Origin of the sequence: Citricoccus sp. NPDC055426, assembly GCF_040677445.1 — a bacterium.
Lineage (GTDB): Bacteria > Actinomycetota > Actinomycetes > Actinomycetales > Micrococcaceae > Citricoccus.
In genome coordinates this window covers 1-23,395 of sequence record NZ_JBFARZ010000010.1, presented here as the reverse complement: position 1 = coordinate 23,395, position 23,395 = coordinate 1, and the positions used below count along the sequence as shown (strand labels likewise).

Genomic DNA, 23,395 nt, shown 5'->3' with positions numbered 1-23,395 from the left:
TTGACTGTTGCGGGTTACCCATAAGGGCATCATCGCACCAGATTACGTGGTCCCGGACACCCAAGGCCATGCCACCGTGATCCGGCGGGCCGAAGAACACGTCAGAGCCCGGGTCCTCCCGGCGTCATGGAGGACCCGGAAGCCTGCAAGGGGGGCAGCACAGGTTATACAGTCGGGGATGGAAGCAGCGGACCCGCCGCTACACGTCCCGCCCGGATGATCCCGGGACGGACCGCGGGTTCTAGAGACCAGCGGATCACCGTCCGCCGACAGAGAGGTTGCCGTGAGCGCAGCTGAAGAGAGCTCCCATATCCTGAGTGGCCTGACCAACCAGATGCCCGACAAGGATCCGCAGGAGACGGCCGAATGGATCGAGTCCTTCGACGGACTCGTCGAAGCGCGCGGGACGGAGCGGGCGGAGTACATCATGCGCCACCTCCTTCAGCGCGCCGGGACCAAGTCGGTGGGCGTGCCGATGGTCACCACCACGGACTACGTCAACACCATCCCGGTGGACCAGGAGCCCGAATACCCCGGTGACGAGGAGCTCGAGCGCCGGTACCGCAACTACCTGCGGTGGAACGCCGCCATGATCGTCCAGCGCGCCCAGCGCGACGGCGTCGGCGTGGGCGGGCACATCTCCTCCTACGCCGGGCAGGCCACCCTCTACGAGGTGGGCCTGAACCACTTCTTCCGCGGCCAGGACCACCCCGGCGGCGGCGACCAGATCTTCTTCCAGGGCCACTCCTCACCGGGCAACTACGCCCGCGCATTCCTCGAGGGCCGGCTCACGGAGGAGCAGCTCGACGGCTTCCGCCAGGAGAAGTCCAAGGCGCCGAACGCCCTGCCGTCCTACCCGCACCCGCGCATGCAGAGCGATTTCTGGCAGTTCCCCACGGTGTCCATGGGTCTGGGCCCCATCAACGCCATCCACCAGGCGCAGTTCAACCGCTACCTGCACAACCGCGGCATCAAGGACACCTCGGAGCAGCAGGTCTGGGCCTTCCTGGGCGACGGCGAGATGGACGAGCCGGAATCGCGCGGTGCCCTGCACATCGCCGCCAACGACAAGCTCGACAACCTGAACTTCGTGATCAACTGCAACCTGCAGCGTCTCGACGGCCCGGTCCGCGGCAACGGCAAGATCATCCAGGAGCTGGAGGCCTACTTCCGCGGCGCCGGCTGGAACGTCATCAAGGTCCTCTGGGGCCGCGAGTGGGACGGCCTGCTGGAGAAGGACGACGAGGGCGAGCTCGTCCGGATCATGAACGAGACCCTGGACGGCGACTACCAGACCTACAAGGCCGAGTCCGGCGGCTTCGTGCGCGAGCACTTCTTCGGCCGCTCCTCCGTGACCAAGGACATGGTCGCCGAGATGTCCGACGACGAGATCTGGAACCTCAAGCGCGGCGGCCACGACTACAACAAGGTCTATGCCGCCTACAAGGCCGCCATGGAGTACGAGGGCAAGCCGACCGTCATCCTCGCACAGACGGTCAAGGGCTACGGCCTGGGCCAGAACTTCGAGGCGAAGAACGCCACCCACCAGATGAAGAAGCTCACGGTCGAGGACGTCAAGGTGTTCCGCGACCGCCACCGCATCCCCATCACGGACGAGCAGATCGAGTCCGATCCGTACAACGTGCCGTACTACCACCCGGGTGCCGACGCCCCGGAGATCAAGTACATGATGGAGAAGCGCCAGCAGCTCGGCGGCTTCACGCCGGAACGCCGCACCGACTACGACCGGATCCCGATGCCGCCGGAGGCGATGTACAAGCACGCCCGCAAGGGCACCGGCAAGCAGCAGGCCGCCACCACCATGGCGTTCGTGCGCCTGCTGAAGGACCTGATGCGGGACAAGAACATCGGCAACCGGATCGTTCCGATCATCCCGGACGAGGCCCGCACCTTCGGCATGGACTCGTTCTTCCCCACGGCCAAGATCTACAACCCCAAGGGCCAGAACTACCTCTCCGTGGACCGCGAGCTGTTCCTGTCCTACAAGGAGTCCACCTCCGGCCAGCTGTACCACGTGGGCATCAACGAGGCGGGGGCCACCGCGGCCATGACCGCGGTGGGCACGTCCTACTCCACGCACGGCGAACTGATGATCCCCGTGTACATCTTCTACTCGATGTTCGGCTTCCAGCGCACCGGCGACGCCTTCTGGGCGGCCGGGGACCAGCTGGCCCGCGGCTTCGTGATCGGCGCCACCGCCGGCCGCACGACCCTGGCCGGTGAGGGAACCCAGCACATGGACGGCCACTCGCCGATCCTGGCGGGCACCAACCCGGCGGTGAAGACCTACGATCCGGCGTTCTCCTTCGAGATCGCCCACATCGTGCGCCAAGGCCTGGAGGACATGTACGGCGAGCATGACCGCGGGGACGAGGTCCGCAACGTCATGTACTACCTCACCGTCTACAACGAGCCGATCATCCACCCGGCGGAGCCCGAGGACCTGGACGTGGAGGGCCTGCTCAAGGGCATCTACCGCTACAGCCGGGCCGAGGGCGACGGGCCGAAGGTCCAGCTCATGGGCTCGGGCGTGTCCGTGCCCTGGGTGATCGACGCGGCCTCGATCCTCGCCGAGGAGTGGGGGGTGGCTGCGGACGTGTGGTCGGTGACCAGCTGGACCGAGCTGCGGCGCGACGCGGTGGACGCCGAGCGCGAGGCCCTGCGGAACGAGGAGGGCACCGCCCGGACCCCGTACATCACCCAGAAGTTGGCCGACGTCGAGGGGCCGGTGGTCGCCACCACCGACTACGCGACCCTGGTCCCGGACCAGATCCGCCCCTTCATCCCGAACGCCTTCGCCACCCTCGGTGCGGACGAGTTCGGCTTCGCGGACACGCGCGCCGCGGCCCGCCGCTACTTCCACATCGACACCCACTCGATGGTGGTCAAGGCGTTGCAGATGCTGGAGAAGGACGGTTCGGTCGCGGCGGGGACCGCCGCCGAGGCCTACCGGAAGTACCGGATCGACGACGTCAACGCCGGCACCACGGGCACCGTCGGAGGCGATGCCTGAGACGGACCAGGCCGGTCTTTGACGACGGCGGTCGGCGAGGTGCACAGCGCGCCTGGCCGGCCGCCGTCGGCGATTGTGGGGTTCCCACAATGCCCACGCGTCACGCGGGTCACACCCGCCCCCTTCCGGGCCTATGCTCGAGACCATGTCCGAGGCCCGCAGCACCCCGCCCGCCCGCGCGATCTCCGCGGAGTCCCTGCGCCGGCTTCGGGCCCACCTGGGGGTCCTGAACACGGCGACGCTCCAGCGTCTGGACAGCACCCTGCCCTGGTACCGCCGGCTGACGCCGGACGAACGATCCTCCCTGGGGCTGATCGCCCAGCGCGGACTGACCGGCTTCCTCTCCTGGTTCGAGCGTCCCACCACCTCCATCACCACCCTGCTCGGCGAGGTCTTCGGCGGGGCCCCCACCGAGCTGACCCGGTCCATCAGCCTGCAGCGGGCGCTCCAACTGATCCGCACGGTGGTGGACGTGGTGGAGACCCAGGTGCCCGAGATCGTGCAGGACCGGGACCAGACCCTCGTCCGGGAGGCCGTCCTGCGGTATTCCCGGGAGATCGCCTTCGCCCTGGCCGACGTCTACGCGCGGGCCGCCGAGAACCGCGGCGCCTGGGACAGCCGCAACGAGGCGGTGCTGCTTGACGCCGTCCTGCGCGGTGAGGCTCCGGATGAGATCCTGTCCCGGGCCGCCGCCGCCGGCTGGAACGGCGGCCGGGGCATCATGGTGGTCGCCGGGCCCACCCCCACGGCCGACCTGCCCACCCGTCTGGCCGGGGCCCGCCGGTCCGCCGCCCGGGCGGGCCTCGACCTGCTGGTGGGCGTCCAGTCCGAGCGCATCGTGCTGGTGGTCGGCGGCGTGACCGACCCCCACCTCTCCGCTGAGGTCCTGACGCCCTGGTTCGGGGACGGCCCGGTGGTCCACGGCCCCGTCTCCGAGACCCTCGTGGACGCCCACCGCAGCGCCCGGGAGGCCCTGGCCGGGCTGGCCGCGGCCGCCGCCTGGCCCCGCGCGCCCCGCCCCGCCCACGCCCAGGACCTGCTGCCCGAGCGGGCACTGCACGGCGACCGGGCCGCCGTGGAGGTGCTGGTGCAGCGCGTGTACACACCCCTGAAGGCCGCCGGCAATTCCCTGCTGGAGACCGTGGACGCCTACTGTGAGCTGGGGCATTCCCTGGAGGGCACCGCCCGCGAACTGTTCATCCACGCCAACACCGTCCGGTACCGGTTGCGCCGCGTCAGCGAGATCACGGGGTGGGACCCGCTGGTCCCCCGGGACGCCTACGTGCTCCAGACGGCCCTCGCCGTCGGGCGCCTGCACCGGACCGACTGACGCCGCGCGGACTGACGCCGGGCGGGCGCCGGGCGGGCTCCGGACAGACTCCGGGCAGACCGCCCCCGGCAGCCGTGCCGTTGTAGGAAACCTCCAAATCCCGAGGATGAGCTTGGTGCGCCTGCTGACCCGGAACACCGCGGTGGCTTTGACACAGTTAAGGGCATGCTTGCGATCGTGTGCCCCGGACAGGGCTCTCAAACCCCGGGGTTCCTCACGCCATGGCTCGAGTTGGACGGCATGTCCGCCGCCCTCGACACCTGGTCGGAGGCCACCGGGGTGGATCTGAGGGCCCACGGCACCGTCTCGGACGAGGCCACCATCAAGGACACCGCCGTGGCCCAGCCGCTCATCGTGGCCGCCGGCCTGCTCGCCGCCCGGGCCCTGGACCTGGGGTCCCTGCCCGCCACCTCCTGGACGGCGGCCGGCCACTCCGTGGGCGAGATCACCGCGGCCGCCCTGACCGGGGTGCTGACGGCCGAGACCGCCCTGGAGTTCGTCCGGATCCGCGCCACCGGAATGGCAGCGGCCGCAGCCGCCGAGCCCACCGGGATGGCCGCGGTGCTCGGCGGCGATCCGGACGAGGTCCTCGCCAGCCTCGAGACCCACGGCCTCGTCCCGGCCAACGCCAACGGCGCCGGCCAGACCGTGGCCGCCGGCTCGGCCGAAGCCCTGGCCGGCCTCGCAGCAGACCCGCCGGCCAAGGCCCGCGTCATCGCCCTGAAGGTCGCCGGCGCCTTCCACACCCCGTACATGGCCTCTGCCGTGCCGGCCCTGAAGACCTACGCCGACGGGCTCACCGCGGGCGATCCCACCGTCCCGCTGCTGTCCAACCGCGACGGCCTCGTGGTGGACACGGGGCGGCAGTTCGTGGACCGGCTCGTGGACCAGGTCACGCGCCCGGTGCGCTGGGACCTGTGCATGGAGACCCTCCGCCAGGCCGGCGTCACCGGCATCCTCGAGGTCCTGCCGGGGGGGACGCTGACCGGGCTGGCCAAGCGTGCGCTCAAGGGGACCGCCACCTTGGCCGTGAAGTCCCCGGACGACCTCGACGCGGCACGGGCCTTCATCGCCGAACACGGCACCGCCGCCGGCTGACGCCCGCCGGTGCCGGCCGGCGACCACCGACGGCACCCACCAGCCACCCCGAAGCACCTGCAGCCAGCAGAGAAGACCACCCAGACCTGAGGACACCATGACCGTCACCCTGAAGCAGTACCCGCCCGTTGCCGGCAGTCGCATTCTGTCCGTCGGGGCGGCGCGCGGCAACCAGGTGGTGAGCAATGACGACATCGCCGGCCCCATCGACTCCTCGGACGAGTGGATCCAGAAGCGGACCGGGATCGTCACCCGACGCCGGGCCGACCGGGACCAGTCCCTCAACGACCTCACCACCACGGCGGCCACCGAGGCCATCGAGAAGGCCGGGCTCACCGGTGCGGACATCGACGCCGTCATCGTCTCGACCGTGACCTCGCCCTACGCGACACCCTCCGCCGCAGCCGCCCTGGCCCACGCGATCGGTGCCACCCCGGCCCCGGCCTTCGACATCTCGGCCGCCTGCGCCGGCTACTGCTACGGGGTGGCCCAGGCCGATGCCCTGGTGCGCTCCGGCATGGCCCGGAACGTGGTCGTCGTCGGCGCCGAGAAGCTCTCGGACTTCATCGACGAGACGGACCGTTCCATCTCCTTCATCCTCGGCGACGGCGCCGGGGCCGTGGTGGTGGGCGCCTCCGAGGACACCGGGATCGCTCCCAGCGTCTGGGGTTCCGACGGCGAACGGTGGGAGACCGTGAGCATGACCCGCTCCATGCTCGACCTGCGCGATGCGGCGGAGACCGCCCGCAGGACCGGGGACGCCTCCGCCCTGACCGATCCCGAGAACAAGCTGTGGCCGACCCTGCACCAGGACGGTCCGAGCGTGTTCCGGTGGGCCGTGTGGTCCATGGCCAAGGTCGCGAAGGAGGCCCTCGAGAAGGCCGGTGTCCAGGCTGAAGACCTCGCCGCGTTCCTGCCGCACCAGGCCAACGAGCGCATCATCGACGAGATGGCCAAGCAGCTGAAGCTCCCGGACACCGTGACCATCGGCCGGGACATCAAGGAGACGGGCAACACCTCCGCCGCCTCGATCCCGCTGGCCATGCACCGGGTCCTGCAGGAGGACCCCTCCCTCAGCGGGGGCCTCGCCCTCCAGATCGGTTTTGGCGCCGGGTTGGTCTACGGCGCCCAGGTGGTGCGGCTCCCCTAGGCCGCGCTGACTGAGCAGACCTCCACGTCACCCGACGCTGGATCACCATCACCATCCACAGCAGCATCGACAGCTAAGGAGCCACCATGGCAGCTAACAAGGAAGAGATCCTCGCGGGCCTCGCCGAGATCGTCAACGAGGAGACCGGCCTGGAGACCGAGGAGGTCCAGCTGGACAAGTCCTTCACGGACGACCTGGACATCGACTCGATCTCCATGATGACCATCGTGGTCAACGCCGAGGAGAAGTTCGACGTCAAGATCCCGGATGAGGAAGTCAAGAACCTCAAGACCGTCAACGACGCCGTCGAGTTCATCGCCAACGCCCAGGCCTGAACCGGTGGTGGAGCACCACCACCCGTGAGGATTCCGGCCGGCTGCGGGAGGAAGGACATCTCCCGACGCCGGCCGGCCCCTCCCCCGGCGTGCCGGCTTCCCCAGCCGCGCCCCTGAACAACCAGCACGGGTCCAACGGCCCGGCAGACCCGAAGGTAGACACATGAACCGCAAAGCCGTCATCACCGGGCTCGGTGCCACGACCCCCATCGGCGGTGACGTCCCGACCGTATGGCAGAACGCCCTGGCCGGAACCTCCGGCGCCCGTCCGCTCGCGCAGGAATGGGTCGCCGAGTACGAGCTGCCGGTGACCTTCGCGGCCCAAGCCACCACCCCGGTCTCGGAGACGCTCTCCAAGGTGGAGATGAAGCGGATGGACCCCAGCACCCAGTTCGGGATGGTGGCAGCCCGCGAGGCCTGGGCAGACGCCGGGCTGGCCGTGGAGAAGGGTGCCGACCCGCTCGTGGACCCCGACCGCTTCGCCGTGTCCTTCGGCACCGGCATCGGCGGCGTCTGGACCCTCTTGGACGGCTGGGACACCCTCCGGAACAAGGGCCCGCGCCGCGTGCTGCCCATGACCGTCCCGATGCTGATGCCCAACGGCCCGGCCGCCGCCATCAGCCTGGACCTCGGTGCCCGCGCCGGGGCCCGGACCATGGTCTCCGCCTGTGCTTCCGGCACCGAGGCCCTGGATATCGGCCTGGAGCTCATCCGCTCCGGTCAGGCCGACGTGGTGCTGTGCGGTGGGGCCGAGGCCGCCATCCACCCGCTGCCGATCGCCGCCTTCGCCTCGATGCAGGCGCTCTCCCGCCGCAACGACGAGCCGGAGCGCGCCTCTCGCCCCTATGACCGGGACCGGGACGGCTTCGTCCTCGGTGAGGGCGCCGGTGCCCTCGTCCTGGAGTCCGAGGAGCATGCCGCCGCCCGCGGTGCCCGGGTCTATGCCGAACTGGCCGGCACCGGCGTCACCTCGGATTCGTACCACATCACCGCCCCCGAGGCGGAGGGACTCGGCGCGTCCCGCGCCCTGCGGATGGCCCTGCAGGCGGCTGATGCCGCGCCGGAGGAGGTCAGTCACGTCAACGCGCACGCCACGTCCACCCCGGTCGGCGACCGCCCCGAGTACCTGGCCATGAAGTCCGTGTTCGGCGATCACCTGGACCAGGTGGCCGTCTCCGCCACCAAGAGCCAGACGGGTCACCTGCTGGGGGCCTCGGGCGCCTTGGAGTCCGTGTTGTCCGTGTTGGCGATCTACCACGGCCAGGCGCCGGTCACCATCAACCTGGAGAACCAGGACCCGGAGATCCCGCTCAACGTGGTCTCCGGCGAGCCCCGCCAGCTGCCGCAGGGCCAGCGCGTGGCGATCAACAACTCCTTCGGGTTCGGCGGTCACAATGCCGTGTCCCTGTTCAGGACCGTCTGACCCCGCTGCCGTCCACGGCTCCGGCGCCGGGAAGGCGTTAAACCGCAGTACCCGCCAGGTGATCCTGGCGGGTACTGCTGCGTTCGGGAGGAACGCCGGTGGTTCTGAGGCTGGCGGACGGGGCGGAGGCTAACCCACCTGGTGCAGCCAGCGGACCGGGGCGCCGTCGGCGGCCTGGCGGAAGGGTTCCAGCTCCTCGTCCCAGGCCTCACCGAGGGCCAGGCTCAGCTCGTGGAAGACGGCCGAGGGATCCCCCTGGGCCTGCTCGTAGGCATAGCGGATGCGGTCCTCGGAGACCATGATGTTGCCGGTCACGTCCGTGGTGGCATGGAAGATGCCCAGCTCCGGGGTGTGGGACCAGCGGCTGCCGTCGGCACCGGCCGAGGCCTCCTCGGTGATCTCGTAGCGCAGGTGGGCCCAGCCGCGCAGCGCGGAGGCCAGCCGGGACCCGGAGCCCTGGGGGCCGGACCAGATGATCTCGGCCCGGTAGGAGCCGTGGGATGCCGTCTGCGGCGCCCACTCCAGAGCCTCCTGGGCACCCAGGACTGCGCCCACCGCCCACTCGATGTGCGGGCATAGCGCGGCCGGGGCCGAGTGGACATAGAGCATTCCACGGACCATGGTTTCAGACATACGTTCCTCCCAGTGCTGTGCGGTACGTCTTCCCCAACGACCCCACAGGCTCACGAACCACAGTGGCTCACGGAAGGCGGCAACCAGTGCCCGATGCCTCGATATGTTCAGTTTCTCACTGCCTGGCCGCAACATCCGATGTCAGTCCTACGAATGACACGGCTGTGCTTCCGGCACCATTGTGCCCTACCCATCGCGCCGGCGCCAACAGCGACACCGTCGACGGACGGTTCGAACCTGTTCCGGCCCTCTCAGGCCCGGGGATGCGCCTGCCGGTAGCCCTCCCGGAGGCGCTCCACGGAGATGTGGGTGTACAGCTGGGTGGTCTGCAGGGAGGAATGACCCAGCAGTTCCTGCACGCTACGCAGATCGGCCCCACCGTCCAGCAGGTGGGTGGCAGCGGTGTGACGCAGCACGTGGGGTCCGCTGGCCGCGGTGTCCCCGAGCCCGGCCAGGGCGTGGTTGACCACCTCCCGGATCTGCCGCACGCCCATGCGCCCGCCCCGCACCCCGAGGAACAGCGCCGCCTCCCGGGGCCGCGGCGACTCACCGGGTGTCCCGGCCAGATGCCGCCGGCCCTGGTCCAGCCAGCGGTCCAGTGCGGCGGCTGCGGGGGCTCCGAAGGGGACCGTGCGCTGCTTGTTGCCCTTGCCCGTGACCACCAGCGTGCGCCGCTCATGGTCCACGTCCGTCCGGTCCAGACCGGCGAGCTCGGCCACGCGCACCCCGGTGGCGTACAGCAGTTCCAGCAGGGCGGCATCCCGCAGGGCGACGGCCCGCTCGCGGGGGCCCTCGGGCTCGCGGCGCTCGGCGGTGGCGAGCAACCGGCCGGCCTGCTCGGCGCTGAGCGCGTCGGGGAGCTGACTGCCGCGCCGTGGGCTGCTCAGCCGCAGCGAGGGGTCGTGGGCCAGGTGGCCCTGGTTGACCGCCCACGCCATGAAGACCCGCACCGAGGCCGTCTTCCGCGCCAGCGTGGACCGTGACCGCCCCGCCGCGGAGAGCCGGCCCAGCCAGCCGCGGAGGTCCGCCAGGTCGAGGGCCCCCAGCACGTCCGGCCAGGCCGAGTCCTCGACCACCAGCCGGGACTGCCGCGCCACGTCATGGATCAGGCCCTCCAGGTCCGAGACGTAGGCCCGCACGGTCGCAGATGATCGGTTCCGCTCATGGACCAAGTGGTCCGCGAACCCTTCCACCCAGGACCGGTCCCGGGTGGACAACCGGGGCGTGCCCCCGGCGGGGTCGATGCGGGTTGCAGGGGAATCGGGCATACCTACACTGTGCCACGGGCCTACCCGTGGGGCACCGGGCCTCGCCGCCATCCCACCGCGGCCGACCAAGACAGAACCCTGCGGAAGGCGAAGATTCTCGGCCATGACGATTCTGCACGGGATCAGCTACTCAGACGACGCGTCCAGTAGCCGGGCCGACGCGCCGTGCAGCCGAACGCGCCCGCGCAATGGCGATGGTTTCCCAACCGCTGACCAACTCGACCTCACCGCTCAACACCTCGTCGAGCCGGCAGTCGATCGTCTCGTCCCAGGCGGCGTCGACCTCAGACTGCTCCGTCTCGTCGACCTGCTGGAGAGCGAGCGCGGCGATCTCGCGCTCCTCGAGGTCGAGGGCCCTGCCCGCCGCGATGTAGTCCTGCAGCTTCGAAGCCATCGCCCCAGTCTACGCCGGGAAGCAGGAGCGGGTCGAGATGGACCGCGAGGCCGATCCGCTCGAGGGGCCCCCTGACGAAAGCGGGGTAGCGGTGCGCCCGCGCGGAGACCACGGCTCGGGGGTTGCGGCGACACACGATTCCGGGCCGGTGCGGAGCCCAGTACCTCGAACTGCAGCTCCAGTCGAAGGAGGCATATCCCTCCGGAAGCCCTAACCGTGGGCGGCCGGTCCCCGCCGCCATCCCGCGTCGCGTTGCTCGGCCAGGGACTGCCGCTGGAGCCTCTTCAGCGTGCCCATGACCGTCCCCGGGCCAAGGCCCGCGACCGCGCAGAGGCGGTCCACGGGGACCGGGCTGCGCAGTGGAAGCGCCTCGTAGACCAGCAGCTCCTCAACCGTCAGATGGTCGTGGATCCTCACGGCCGCTGCCCCTGGAGCGGCGTCGGGGGCACCGGATCCGTGCCCGGAGCCGGGCTCCGAACCGGTGCCCGCCCCACCGGGCATCAGGCCCAGGGCCTCCTCGAGGTCCGTCACCACCACGGCCGGCGACTCCCGCAACAGCCGGTGGCACCCGGCGGACTGCGGGGAGGTCACCGGCCCGGGCACCACCCCGACCTCCCGGCCGAGCCCGAGGGCGTGCCCGGCGGTGTTCTGCGCCCCGGAGCGCCACCGGGCCTCGACCACCAGCACCGCGCCGGACAGCGCCGCGATCAGGCGATTGCGTTGCAGGAAGCGGTGCCGCGTGGGGCTGGCGCCGGGCGGCATCTCCGAAAGCAGGATCCCGCGGGAGGAGACCTCCCGCAGCAGCTCCTCGTGGCCCGCCGGGTAGTAGCGGTCCAGGCCACCGGCCATGACGGCCGCGGTCAGCGGCGTTCCGGTCCCGGCGGTCAGCGCCGCGCGGTGGGCCATCGCGTCGATGCCGTAGGCGCCCCCGGACATCACGGTCAGGCCGCGGGCCGCCGCGCCTGATGCCAACGTCCTCGTGACGGACTGCCCATAGGCGGTGGCGTCCCGGCTGCCGACGACAGCCAGGGTGGACTCCCCCCGCGGCACCGCGCCGGCACCCCTGTACCAGAGGGCCACCGGGGCGGCCGGTCCCAGATCCTCGACGCTCTGCGGCCACCCGGTGTCGCCGGGTATGAGCAGTCCGCCGCCGAGTCGGCCCAGGGACTCCAGGTCCCGTTCCGGGGCCAGGCTGGCGGTCCGCGCCGTCCAGCCCTGCAGGGCCTTGGTCCAGGTCCGTTCGGTGAGCGGGGTCCCCTCGCCGGCCAGCACGAGACTGAGCTCCTGACGTTCATCCGGGCCGGGCCGGTCGACGCCCGTCAGGATCTGCAGGGCCCGTTCGGGCCCCCAGACCCGGACGGCGGTGGTCCCCAGGACGGAGCCGGGTTCCAGCAACCGGGTCAGGGCGGCGCGGGCGATGCGCTCGGTCTCGATGCCGGGGCCGGCGCCGGTGCCGGTGCCGGCGCCGGCGCCGGTGCCGGTGGAGACGCCGGGAGCACTGTGCTGATTCATGCGGTCTCCTCCCCCTCGCCGCGGCGCCTCAGGTACAGCGCCGTATCCACGTCCTGGGCCTGGGGCCGGTCCGCGCCGCGCAGATCGGCGATCGTCCAGGCCAGGCGCATCACGCGGGCGTGCCCCCGTGCGGTCAGCTCGGCCCGGTCCAGGGCGGCATCGGCCCCGGCACGTGCCCGGGCCCCGATGGCCACGGCACCCTCCCGCAGCAGCGCCGCCGGGATGTGCGCGTTGCGCGAGAGCCCGAAGGGGTGCAGCCGGGAGGCCTGCCTCGCCACGGCCGGCAGGATGCGCTTCCGGACGTCCGCGCTCCTCTCGCCCGCGGCTCCCGAGGTCAGGGCCGTGGCCTCCACGGCGGGGACCGTGACCTGGATGTCCACTCGATCCAGCAGAGGACCGGAGAGCTTGGCCACGTACCGCCGCCGCTGCAGCGACGAGCAGCGACACCTGCTGCCCCGTCCCCCGCCCCAGCCGCAGGGGCACGGGTTGGCGGCCAGGACCAGCTGGAACCGGGAGGGATAGCGGACGGCCCCGGAGGAGCGGTGCAGGGTGATCGTCCCGGATTCCAACGGCTGCCTCAGGGCGTCCAGGGCGCGGCGGTCGAACTCCGGAGCCTCGTCGAGGAATGGAAAGTACACCTCGGTGTGTACAGGAATTCTACCGCGAGCTGCGCTCAGACGCCCCTGCTGGAGCCGCGGACCGCAACAGCCTGATCGGCGATCGTGACACCTCCCACCAAGCCTGTCTCCCCGTCCTCCAAGCGACCAGGAGCACGGGTCCTGCACACCGACATGGCCGTGCGCCCGCACTGCGGCCGGCAGGTGTTCTAGTGCTCGGCGCATGGCACAAGTCTCCGATGCCGCACGGATCGGACGACGACCTCCGGCCTGGGTGGTCGTCAACTGCTCCGCGCCGACGCCGCCGCTCTACGAGACTCCGTGACCAACGACGCTCGCGTTCACAGCCCGGCCGTGCCGCTACCTAGCGCTTCTTGCCGCGGGTGCCGTAGGGACTCTGGTTGGCCGGCTTCAGCGAGACACCCAGCTCGCCGGCCCGGCTGCGCACGGCGTCTTCGGTCCGGCCAAGGTGTAGGCCCAGGACTCTGGTCGGGGTGTTCTGCGCAGCCTCACGGCGAAGCTGAGCGTCATGGGCGGCTGTCCACGACTTGCCGGCATTAGCAGGCTTCTTGGCCATGCTGGGACCTCATCTCTCGGAAGGGGGCGGGTACGACATCCGCCGCTAGCACCAGCGTGCCAGGGAGTGCGAGAGGACTCAAGCAGCAACACGCGCGTCTGCTTAATTTTTCTACACATGTTGCACGGTCTTGCTCATCAGCGTGTCGCATCGGCGGCTGACATGCGGGCCTGCTTAACTGGTGTCATGACGTCATGGGACCCACATGGGCATGTCCACCTGGACTCGCTCCGTACCAGCTTCGCCGAGGCGGGGTTGATCGACTTCGTTCAGGCTGCGGTCGCCGAGGTGTGGCGGATCAACCGAGAGCGCCACGAACCGGTGGAGGCGTACGACGACGCCTTCACCTTGAGCGTGCTCTCCTCGCGGAATCTGGCCAACAGGTTGCTCGCCGAGGTGCCGGACAGTGCCGCGCTCCGAGCCGCGGGGGTGGTTGCCAGCAAGGAGTTCGGCTCTACGGTGCTGCACACTCCCCGAGCTGACGTGCGCTTGGTGAAGGCACCCTTCGGGTCGGGGCGTCACCCGAGTTTCGAGGCGGACTTCGATTGGGCCGACTCCGAGGGCAGACAGGCCGCAGCGCTACGCAACCATGCCGCGTACGACCCGCCGTCGCGAGACCCGCAGGCTGAGCCGCTGTTCGAGCTTCCGTTGCCGAACGCTGCTGAAGCGGTCATTCACTGTCGTGAGGTGTTCCTGGTGTGGGGTGCGGAGCTGAGGACGGGACTGACTGCGGGGTGGTTGGGACTGCCCACAGCGAGCGCTCAGCGCTGGATCGCGGTGACCCCCGTCTGGTGGGACGAACCGCCCGCCCAAGACAGCTCGGCCAGTGGTGAAGGACCCGGTTCCGACGACGGATCGACCTTCGGCGATAAGCCCGCCCCAGTGCCCTCTCTGACGCTCAAGCCGCGCCGGCAGGAAGGAGGCAACAGACTGTGACGTTCGAGTCCGAGTCACGTCAACGGGCACGTCGTCGCCGCGCGAGCGGAGCCTTGGTCGACTTCGATGGCAAGCGCCTGTCGGTTGCGCGGCGCCTACGCAGGATGCAGCGGACCGCTCTGGCAGCGCAGACCAGCGTGACAGCAGCGGCTATCACCCAGTACGAGCGCGGGGGTCGGCCCACGAACACCGTCGCAGCAGAGCTGGCGTTGGCTTTGGGCGTGCCGATCGAGTTCTTCCGGCAAGGCCGCCCTTTGACAGCGGTCACCACGGGCGATGCGCACTTCCGGTCGCTGCGAGCCACACCGGCCATCTCCCGCGACCAGGCCCTGGCCTTCGCCGAGATCGCACTGGCCGTCATCGAGGTCATCGAGCAGTACGTCGACCTCCCCCAGATCACCGACATCATCGAGCCAGTCGACGACGAGCCCTCCCCGGCCCTGATCGCCTCCATCGCCGCCGATACCCGTTCCCGACTCGGCGTGGAACCGGGGCCAGTCCCACACGTCGTTCGTCTCCTTGAGGCTCACGGCATTATCGCCCTGCGCCTGCCACCGGAGATCGACCCCCGCGTCGACGCGTTCTCCACTGAAGCCGGCCACCGACCCCTGGTGCTGCTCTCTCCGCTCAAGGACGACCGAGCACGAAGCCGTTTCGACGCCGCCCACGAACTCGGCCACCTCGTGATGCACCAAGACGTCGAGCCCGGCTCCAAGATCATCGAGACTCACGCACATCAGTTCGCTGCGGAGTTCCTAGCACCGACACCAGAGCTAGAGCCGGACCTGCCACGCAAGGTCGACTGGGACGCGCTACTGCAAGCGAAGACCAAGTGGGGCATCAGTCTGGCTGCTCTCGCCTACCGATGCCACGCCATCGGACTATGGGGCGAACACAGCTACCGCCGCGCGAACCAGCACCTGCGCAGCCAGGGTTACCCCGAACCCGGTCCGCTCGGTCCTCCTGAGTCCCCGTATCTGCTCGGCGCTGCCGTCGATTTGCTCAACCAAGCAGGAACCACAACCGATGACCTGGCAAGAGCGAGCCGCTTCACCGTCGAGCAGATCGACGACATCGTCGCGGCCGGCAGCGAGACCAAGCCCCGGCTGCGCCTAGCCGTCGGCCCCACACCCTGAGCCCACCTCGATCCCTGGGAGAACCAATGCGACTCCTTCCCGCTCCAACTGAGCACGCGGGTTCAGCCTGATGGAGGACCCGATGCCGGACTTGTGCGCGCGGGACGGGCACGGTGTGCGGCAGCGCACTCCCATCGCGCAGCCGACCAGCGGAGCAAAGGTCCACGGTGAGGGGAGCATGAGATGAGGTTCAGCAGCGCCTTCGGTGTCACCCACGGCAAGAAGAGCCCGTGGTTCAATCCCCTGCTTGACCAAGACACGCCGCTGTACGTCGACCCGTTCCTGGTGTTCGACGACAACAAGCCCCTGTGGGCGGGTGCCAAGCAGGAAGTTACGGACTTCTTCGACGCCGCAGCACGTCTCATCGAGCAATCCAAGGGCAACCAGAGCTCGCTCGCATACAAGAAGGCGCTCGAACTGCTGAGGTTCCCCGAACCCAACGAGTTCTGCCTCGGCCTGAGCATGGGAGCCCCGCACGGGTCCGGGACGGGCCCCAAGTTCGCCCGCGAGATGGCAGGCGTCCTCGACCTCGCACGCCAGTACGGGCATATTGAAGACCTCGCGTCCATCGCGGGCTTCAACCTCTTCGCCAGCGGGATCGGTCTGGATCGGATCAGCGACATCCTCTGCAACATCCTCAAGCACCGGTTCATCCGATACACCCAGAAGGTGTCCAAGAAACTCGGCATCCTGATGGAGCCAGTGACCGTCAAGCACCTCGGCTGGGACCGGCAGCGATCCAGGTGGCTTCCCGACGCCAAGATCGAACTACCTAAGTCGCCCTTCGGTGACGGTGGAGTACTGCTCGCACCCGAGCGGTTCTTGAAGGAAATCCCGACGGTGACCCCGGACGAGTTCTGGAAGTGGGCCGAGGTCCACGAAGCTCATCTTCTGCGACAGGACTTCAGCTACGAGATTGCACAGGGCCTCAACCAGGCAGACCGCCGCGTGCTGGCACGACGCTTCGCCCGCAAGTATCCAGACAAGGCAGCCGACTACTTGCGACTGGTAGCACAGATGCCCCACCTGCCCTACGACGTCGAGATGGACCCGAAAGGCCTGGTCTTCTGGCGGGAGACCGGAGAGGCCGTGGGTAAAGCCTCGCCCATCACCTCAGCCGAGGTTCCTTCCCAGCAGCGGGAGTTCCCGGCGTTCGTCGAACTCCTCGCGACACGCTTCCAGCACGCAGTCGAGAACACTGATCTGTGGCGGGCACTGTGGGCCGCCGGCAACCCGCAAAAAGAAGAGGTCATCCAGGCCATCGCCGGCGCGATGTGGACAGAAGCCTGCCGCGCCGCACAGGTTGACATCAGCCAAGAGGTCAACCGCGGCCGCGGCCCCGTCGACTTCAAATTCTCCAAGGGCTGGGAAGATCGCGCCCTCCTCGAAGTCAAAGTGATCCGCAGCAGCGGCTTCTTCAAGGGTGCCGCGACCCAGCTGCCCCAATACATGAAGACCGAGCAGATCAGCCACGGCGTGTACCTATGTATCGGACACTACGACGAGGACTTCGCGCCCGCGCGCATCAAGCGCGTCGAGGACACGATCGCCACTCTGGCGAAGGAAAAAGGCATCAAGATCAAACTCGTCCTCGTCGACGCCAGGCGAGAGAACAAGACTTCTGCCTCGAAGCAATAGACGACTCCGGTTGGTTGCACGAACTGTTCGTCGGGACGCGTAAAGGGCACACCGCCTCCTGGTCCGGAACCAGCCAACCCAGAATGCGGTTGCAGACGTCGCCAACCTCAACTCCGGCACCAATTTCTCGATTTCCCCGTCTGCGATCAGCTTCACCGCGCTACCCGGTCTCTACGTCATACGGCCGGCGGGATAGATACTGATGATGATCTCGACCACGAGGTTCGGGAGCTTCGGCCTCATCCGCCGTCGCCGGCGGGTGGGAGGTCACCACCGCGAGCGCGCGGGTTGCCGACGCGCGCCCGGTGAGATCCGAGCTGAGGGGTGCGCCTGCTGTGCCAGAGCGTTCATGCGTCTGCTCGGATGCTCTCTCCACGGCCACGTAGTAAGCGGTAGCGTTGCGCACTGTCCGTCCGACGCCCACAGGCTTCAGGCGGCTCCCGGGCGGATGAAGGAGTCTTGCGTTATGGCAGACCGCACGAGTGCAGGTTCTCATCCACCCGCCGAAGACCGCCCCGGTTCAGACGGCGGTGTAGACGATGAAGCCGTCGTCAGAAGCACATTCTCTGCGCTCGACGACTGGCGGAAGGTCCGCGGGCCGTTCATCCCCGTTCCTGGGAGTGACCTAGCGATAGACGACGAAGATTGGCCTCCCTTCGGCGTCTCGCAGGTGGCGTGGGCAGGATTCACCGTCGCGGCCGAACACCTTCAGGCGATCCGGGCCCATATCGACGTTCGTCCCCCGAACCGGCCCAATCTGTACGCGTTCGCTCACCAAACGCTGGCGCGCACGGCGTTGGTGGGCGCCACGAGCGCGGTATGGGTCCTATCACCGGAGGAGCGGGAGGTGCGAATCGCTCGGGCACGGAACATCGTGACGTACATGCAAGGCGAGCATCTCAAGTACCTGCGTGCGCTCCAAGAACTGGCCGAGCACCACGGTACTGATTTGGTGGCCAGCCACGTAGAGATGCGTCAACGAGAACTCGCGGAAAAGCGGGAAGCCGACGGCGACAGAGCCAAATTCGAGACGACGAGAGTTATCCGGGAGGCTGCGGTAGACACATTCGGAGACAAGAATATTGCTAAAGAGGTCGTGGCGGAGTGGAGGTCTGGTTCGGGCGCGGCGCACGGACTCTTGCACGCAGTCATTGGTCGATCAGGAATGACACAAGATGGTCCGGCGGACTCCTCCGGCCGCGCGACATTCATCAGCGGTGGAGACTTCGGACTGTTCTCTAATTCTTACATGGCTGCGTACCATATCGCGCACAAGGCGCATGAGCTCCTAGCCTCACGGGGACTCCAAACCTCCGCACGGTAAGTCGATGGCGTTCATGATTGGGGCCGTCATCCCAACGCGTTACGGTCACACTGGCTGGGCTATCCGCCACCGGCGAGGTTTCTGGATATGCCGGGGTAGCAATTTGTTTGGCGGAAGAGGCTGGTTTCAGCCTGCGCAGCAGCGACTGCCGATTAGGCGACCACGGTGCCGCGGCGCCGGGCCGAGAGAGCAGCCTTATAGGTCGGCTCTACTCCAGCACTGTCACAGGCCGGCGCTCGCGCGCCTCCGGGTGACTGCGTCACGGCGACAGTAGCCTTGAGATGTGAAGGACGATTCGGCCCCGGACGCTGCGGCGCTCAGACGCGCTGGCGTCCCCTAGTCGCGGCTTTGGTCGCATGCCAGCCCGCAAGACGCGCCAGTACGTCACCGCCGCTGTCGAGTCGCTGACGATTGCCATTGAACTGTTCAACCGCCCGAGCCCGGCGGGCCGCGAGCATGCCACCGTGATGATGGCGGCGCACGCCTTCGAGATGCTGCTGAAGGCCGCGATCTACGAGGAACGGCGTAAGGTTCAGTTCTCGGGGAGCGACCGCTCGTTCGACTTCGGCAAGTGCGTCTCCGTTGCCGAGACCTCGCTGGGCATTATCGACGCCGGGGACCGTGTGGTGCTGCTCGCGCTGAAGGAGGACCGCGACGCCGCCACTCATGACGTGATCGCTATGAGCGATGACGTGCTGTGGCTGCACCTGCGGTCTGCGGTGACCATCTTCCGGAAGGTGCTGCTCGGACTGACGGGGCAGGACCTGACCGACGTGATGCCTGGACGGGTCCTCCCGGTCTCCGCCAGTCCGCCCACCGACGTGGGTCTGGTCGTAGGGAAGGAGTTCGAGCAGATCGCGGACCTCCTGCGCCCCGGCAGGAGGCGTAGCGCCGAGGCGAGGGCTCGACTGCTCCCGCTCATGGCCCTGGACCGCGCGGTTCGCAGCGAGGCCGAGCCGCCCACCGAAGCAGAGATCAACCGAGCCCTTCGGGCGGTGAAGGAGAAGGGCAAGTGGGAGACCGTCTTTCCGGGCGTCGTAGGGCTGCGGCTTGTCGGAGGCCCGCGCCCGTCGGATCAGGTCCAGGAGATCAGCCTGAAGATCGACCCGAAGCACGGCGACCTGGCTGCACGTCCTGCGCACGACGGTGAGGATGCCATCGCCTACCGCGAAGTGGACACGTTCGACCGCTACTCACTCAAGCTCAGCAAGCTGGGCGAGAAACTTGGGCTGACCCGCCACCAGGGCCTCGCAGTCATCCATGCGCTCGATCTTCGGTCTGACCCCAAGTGCTACAGGGAGAAGCGGACGGCCAACGGTCACGTTCAGTTCCAGGGTCTGAGCAACATCGCGCTGGAGCGCGCAAAGAACGCCGTAGTCGACGGTCTCAATGTGGATCAGGCTGTTGCCGACTACAACACCCACGTCGCGAGCAGGTCGAAGACCGCGCAAAGAAGCGGTAGAGGATGAACGGCAGGGACGCCGGGAGCGGCCAGGCGGCTTGGTCCCACGGCGTGCTGAGGGAAGTCGCTGCCGTGCTGGCGGACACCGACCATGGCCTGACTGGCCGCGAGATCGGAGACCTGCTTGCCCGTCTGAGAATGACCGACCCGCTCGCCGGAGCCACGAAGCGCGACCGCCTGACCGAGGCGTTCATCGCCCGCCAGAACACGGACCGTAGCCCCAAGCGCATTATCACGTTCATCACGCACGCGATGGAGCCTGTGCGCTACCGCGACCGCCCTGAACTGTTCACGCTGCGCCAGGACCGCCTCAACGAGCGACTCGCCTTTGTCGGGCTACACGTCAACGACAAGGGCCAGGTGGCGCGAGGTGCTCGCGCGCAGACACTCGATGAGTCGACGCGCATCGCGACCTCGATCCGTGATGAACTCCAGCGCCGCAAGACGCACTCCGAGGTGCTGCGGTACTGCTCGGTGGAGGTCCTGAAGCGCGCGCATTTCCACGCCTGCCTGGAAGCGACAAAGAGCATCTTCGACAGGCTCAGAACCATGACGGGCGTATCGGGCGACGGCGCGACGCTGGTGGACGCCGCACTCTCCCTGGGCAAGAGCGGCACTCCGGCGCTGGCGATCAACTCTCTGCAAACCCAAACCGAAAGAGACGAGCAGACTGGCCTCGCGAACCTGGTCAAGGGGCTCGGCGGGCTCTACCGCAACCCCACCGCTCACGACCCCCGCCTCAGTCGTTCGATCAGCGACGATGAGCTGCTGGATGTGCTGACCATGGTTTCTATGGTCCATCGTCGGCTCGACGGAGCGAGGTCGCCGGGTTAGTGCCGCCCTGGCACCGAGAAGCGACGTACGAAGTTGGCCGCGCTCAGTCCGTGATCGTTTAGGAGGCTGGTGACGCGAGCGGGATCGCGGAAGGCGTCGTTGGCCACCAGACCCGTCGCGAAGGCCGACACGGACTCTCGGAGCCGGGCAAGCCGCTTCGTCGTGACGACGCGACAGCCGGTCGGTATCGCGGCATGTGAGTCGAACCTTTCCTCCGGATGGATCAGCAGTGGCGTCGCCTCACTGTTGGGGTACTGCTGCCGGAACCAGTCCATGGCGTTCGAGAGTTGCTCGGCATCCTTCTTGTACACGGGATGTCCGGGGTCGGCCCCACTCTTCGCTTCAATGACATAGAACGTCCCGTCGCGAAGCGCCCATAGGCCGTCCGGCCCGCGGCCGAGGGTGTCCTCGGGCCGTTGCCCGATGTGACCGATGTGTTCCGCAAGGTCGCGCACGGCTTGCTCGAACTGTGGTGTACGAGGTCCCCAGTCAAGGTCCTGTAGGACGGCCTTGAACCCGAGCAAGAGATCATTGCCGGACGTGTACTTCGCTTGCAGCCAGGATGAAGCCTGTTCGCCCTGCGGGCGGCTCGCCGCCTTCAGACGCTCGTACAGCACACCCGTCAGGGGCCGGAGTAGCCGTCTGTTCGCGAGGTTGGCCGTCTTCTGGGTCTGCTGAGCCCCGGAAGGGTCGAAGAAGTTGGTGTATGACGCGAGCCGCTGCCTCTGGAGTGCCTGAGTCGCGGCGTCGTCTGTGATGCCATTTACGACTGTCTGCTGTTCCTGAGCTGCGACCACGTAGTCGCCGCGTAGGGCGGCATCGAACGCGCGCCGCTCAGCGCTGGCGGTGTCGGCGATCCGAGACGTGTCGTACCGGACCTGTGCCAGTGCGCCCTTGCTGTAGGCCACCCAGTCCTTATCGCGTTCGAGGCACTGCTCCATGATGTCGTGGAGGTCGTCTAGCGAGTCGGCCTCGACTTCGCTAGCGATCTCTGCTGCGAGGTCCAACTGCGCCCTCGTCGCGGGTGAGAAGAAGCCGCGTGCCTCCGGCGCATTGAGACGTTCGGCCAGCCGCGCCCCAAGGAGAAGGACCACAGCGTGATCCTCGTTCGACCGGGTGGCTCGTCCCATGCCCTGTTCCAGGCGCTGAATCTGTCGGCCAAGGAGGTTCGTTGATCCGGTCAACCGGGCCTGTGTCAGCCGCTCCGGTCCGTCGAGTGCTTCTGGTAGGCCATCCAGCACGAGGACGTGGCAGGCATCACCGGGCAGGTCGATCCCGTCGTAGCGGTTGATGAGCACTACTAGACCCAGTTGTGGGTTCTTGCGCAGTTGCTCGACGCCCTGATGAATGTTGTTGCGGTCCAGCACAAGAGCCGCGTCTTCTCGCCACCAGTCAGCGCGAGCGTGGCTCGGCACGATCACTACCACGTTCTGGTCCTCGGCCAGGTCCAGGACGAGATCACGGACCTCCTCGTCCGTCGCCTTGGGCACGAGTTGCTGTGGGACGAGGATCATCCGATCCCCGATGTCGCCAGCGCTCGAAGGAAAGATTGGCCGTGAGACTGACTCCGGTGCCGCGCCGAAGTGGCGGACCAGCACCGAGTCGTCAGCAAGCGTGGCGGTGAGGTAGACACGCCGCTGTGCCTGCGAGAAGCCGAGGAGTGTCTCTGTGGGATGGCAGGGCGGATAAATCTCGAACGCATCGCTGGTGATCACGGCGGTGCAGAGCGGGAGGCTGTCTACGACGAGCGGCCAGCCCCACTTCAGCGCGCTGTCCGAGATCGGATGGAGAATCGACAAGACCTGATCTTGCTTGTCCTGCCATGCCCAGAATGGAACCTCCTGTATCGCCGTCCGGCGGCGCGCTTCTAGGTCCAGCAGGCCGTTGGGCGACTGCGCTTTCAGGTCACCAGCGAAGAGTGTTAGCAGATCGCTGTACGCCTCCGAGTCGTCGTCGACGCGGAGCCGGAACACGTGGTCTGCCTGAGCGATGCAGGCGTGAGCGTCGTCAATGATCACCGCGCCAAGGCTGTGCGAGGGAGGCTTGGACACGCTGCCGCCGACTCCGAAGACGGACAGGCCGTTGAAGAGCTTCGCGAATGTCCCGACGAGCACCGCGCGTCCCTGCTGGTACTCGGGCGACCTGGGATCATTCGTGGTCGCGATCCCGACTCGTCCCGCCTCGGTCGTGACCTGTGCCGTCAGGAAGTCGTCAGGAACAAGATATGCAACGGGCCGGATACCCTCGTTGAGCCAACTGCGGGCGATGAGGAGCCCGACCAGCGTCTTGCCGCCTCCTGTGTTCATCTTGATCACGAGGTCGCGCTCGTCGCGACGGTCATGCCAGGCGGCCAGCACCTGGTCCTGGGGCCCTCGCAGGTAGTCGAGGCCAGAGACCTTCTCGGGTAGGGCGTTGAACAGGTCGCGGGGGTCGGTGATCGTGTTGGCTGGGACCGAGGCGCCCTGGCGCAGTCGCTTGAAGTTGACCTTGGCCATCGCGCGTTCTCCATCCTTCCCGGGCCCGTCCTCGGGCATGCTCATTCTCGCCCGCGCCTCCAACCAGCCGCGAGGGGCGCGCCGCCACGCCTGTCCAGAAGCGTTCGTTATCTGGAGTCCGGTCAGACGTGGCCATGACGTCCAGCACGCGACTCAGCGGATCGGAAGCTCTCCTGGTGGACGCGCTTATCTTGGGGCC

The 23,395-nt window shown here is 68.2% G+C and carries 19 protein-coding genes; 12 read left to right on the top strand and 7 right to left on the bottom strand.

The window, feature by feature from the left end:
• Positions 1–283 precede the first annotated feature (283 nt).
• From aceE to fabF, 6 genes are all read left to right on the top strand, one after another.
• Positions 284–3,034, top strand: a complete 2,751-nt coding sequence (aceE, locus tag AB0K08_RS13290) for a pyruvate dehydrogenase (acetyl-transferring), homodimeric type (protein ID WP_363355214.1) — start codon at positions 284–286, stop codon at positions 3,032–3,034.
• Between the two features lie 145 nt (positions 3,035–3,179).
• Positions 3,180–4,364, top strand: coding sequence for a helix-turn-helix domain-containing protein (locus AB0K08_RS13285; RefSeq protein ID WP_363355212.1), 1,185 nt, complete (start codon positions 3,180–3,182; stop codon positions 4,362–4,364).
• Between the two features lie 165 nt (positions 4,365–4,529).
• Positions 4,530–5,462, top strand: a complete 933-nt coding sequence (locus AB0K08_RS13280) for an ACP S-malonyltransferase (RefSeq protein ID WP_363355210.1) — start codon at positions 4,530–4,532, stop codon at positions 5,460–5,462.
• Positions 5,463–5,559: 97 nt separating this feature from the next.
• Positions 5,560–6,612: a beta-ketoacyl-ACP synthase III gene (locus tag AB0K08_RS13275; RefSeq protein WP_363355208.1), complete on the top strand. Its 1,053-nt coding sequence runs from the start codon at positions 5,560–5,562 to the stop codon at positions 6,610–6,612.
• An 86-nt stretch (positions 6,613–6,698) separates the two neighbouring features.
• Complete coding sequence (locus tag AB0K08_RS13270; RefSeq protein WP_309809124.1) at positions 6,699–6,947, top strand: acyl carrier protein; 249 nt, start codon at positions 6,699–6,701, stop codon at positions 6,945–6,947.
• Positions 6,948–7,110: 163 nt separating this feature from the next.
• Complete coding sequence (gene fabF, locus AB0K08_RS13265) at positions 7,111–8,370, top strand: beta-ketoacyl-ACP synthase II (protein WP_363355206.1); 1,260 nt, start codon at positions 7,111–7,113, stop codon at positions 8,368–8,370.
• Positions 8,371–8,499: 129 nt separating this feature from the next.
• Here fabF and AB0K08_RS13260 read toward each other — a convergent pair whose 3' ends face one another.
• The 6 genes from AB0K08_RS13260 to AB0K08_RS13235 all read right to left on the bottom strand — a co-directional run bounded on the left by AB0K08_RS13260 (position 8,500) and on the right by AB0K08_RS13235 (position 13,371).
• Complete coding sequence (locus AB0K08_RS13260) at positions 8,500–9,003, bottom strand: DUF3145 domain-containing protein (protein WP_363355204.1); 504 nt, start codon at positions 9,001–9,003, stop codon at positions 8,500–8,502.
• A 251-nt stretch (positions 9,004–9,254) separates the two neighbouring features.
• Positions 9,255–10,271 carry a tyrosine recombinase XerC gene (locus AB0K08_RS13255; protein WP_363355202.1) on the bottom strand — a complete coding sequence of 339 codons (1,017 nt, stop codon included), beginning with the start codon at positions 10,269–10,271 and terminating at the stop codon, positions 9,255–9,257.
• Positions 10,272–10,401: 130 nt separating this feature from the next.
• Positions 10,402–10,665, bottom strand: a complete 264-nt coding sequence (locus AB0K08_RS13250; protein WP_363355200.1) for a hypothetical protein — start codon at positions 10,663–10,665, stop codon at positions 10,402–10,404.
• Positions 10,666–10,875: 210 nt separating this feature from the next.
• Positions 10,876–12,177 carry a DNA-processing protein DprA gene (gene dprA, locus AB0K08_RS13245; RefSeq protein WP_363355198.1) on the bottom strand — a complete coding sequence of 434 codons (1,302 nt, stop codon included), beginning with the start codon at positions 12,175–12,177 and terminating at the stop codon, positions 10,876–10,878.
• A complete protein-coding gene (locus AB0K08_RS13240) occupies positions 12,174–12,815 on the bottom strand; it encodes an ATP-binding protein (protein WP_363355196.1) in 642 nt (213 codons plus the stop codon). The genes dprA and AB0K08_RS13240 overlap by 4 nt, the downstream gene beginning before the upstream one ends.
• Positions 12,816–13,158: 343 nt before the next feature.
• Positions 13,159–13,371 (bottom strand): hypothetical protein, encoded by a 213-nt coding sequence (locus AB0K08_RS13235; RefSeq protein ID WP_006591176.1) that lies wholly within the window; start codon positions 13,369–13,371, stop codon positions 13,159–13,161.
• A 186-nt stretch (positions 13,372–13,557) separates the two neighbouring features.
• Here AB0K08_RS13235 and AB0K08_RS13230 point away from each other — a divergent pair, with 186 nt between their 5' ends.
• From AB0K08_RS13230 to AB0K08_RS13205, 6 genes are all read left to right on the top strand, one after another.
• On the top strand, positions 13,558–14,307 hold the full coding sequence (locus AB0K08_RS13230; protein WP_006591175.1) for a hypothetical protein: 750 nt from the start codon (positions 13,558–13,560) through the stop codon (positions 14,305–14,307).
• Positions 14,304–15,443 carry an XRE family transcriptional regulator gene (locus AB0K08_RS13225; protein WP_006591174.1) on the top strand — a complete coding sequence of 380 codons (1,140 nt, stop codon included), beginning with the start codon at positions 14,304–14,306 and terminating at the stop codon, positions 15,441–15,443. The genes AB0K08_RS13230 and AB0K08_RS13225 overlap by 4 nt, the downstream gene beginning before the upstream one ends.
• 183 nt (positions 15,444–15,626) lie before the next feature.
• Positions 15,627–17,081 carry a hypothetical protein gene (locus tag AB0K08_RS13220; protein ID WP_202817236.1) on the top strand — a complete coding sequence of 485 codons (1,455 nt, stop codon included), beginning with the start codon at positions 15,627–15,629 and terminating at the stop codon, positions 17,079–17,081.
• Between the two features lie 466 nt (positions 17,082–17,547).
• Positions 17,548–18,405 carry a hypothetical protein gene (locus AB0K08_RS13215; RefSeq protein ID WP_006591169.1) on the top strand — a complete coding sequence of 286 codons (858 nt, stop codon included), beginning with the start codon at positions 17,548–17,550 and terminating at the stop codon, positions 18,403–18,405.
• 356 nt (positions 18,406–18,761) lie between these two features.
• Positions 18,762–19,874 carry a DUF3644 domain-containing protein gene (locus AB0K08_RS13210; RefSeq protein ID WP_006591168.1) on the top strand — a complete coding sequence of 371 codons (1,113 nt, stop codon included), beginning with the start codon at positions 18,762–18,764 and terminating at the stop codon, positions 19,872–19,874.
• The gene (locus AB0K08_RS13205; protein WP_006591167.1) at positions 19,871–20,701 is read left to right on the top strand and encodes a TIGR02391 family protein; all 831 of its coding nucleotides are present in this window, start codon (positions 19,871–19,873) and stop codon (positions 20,699–20,701) included. Before AB0K08_RS13210 ends, AB0K08_RS13205 begins: the two co-directional genes overlap by 4 nt.
• Here the strand turns inward: AB0K08_RS13205 and AB0K08_RS13200 are convergent.
• Positions 20,698–23,196: a DEAD/DEAH box helicase gene (locus tag AB0K08_RS13200; protein ID WP_314301326.1), complete on the bottom strand. Its 2,499-nt coding sequence runs from the start codon at positions 23,194–23,196 to the stop codon at positions 20,698–20,700. The genes AB0K08_RS13205 and AB0K08_RS13200 overlap by 4 nt on opposite strands.
• Positions 23,197–23,395 lie beyond the last annotated feature (199 nt).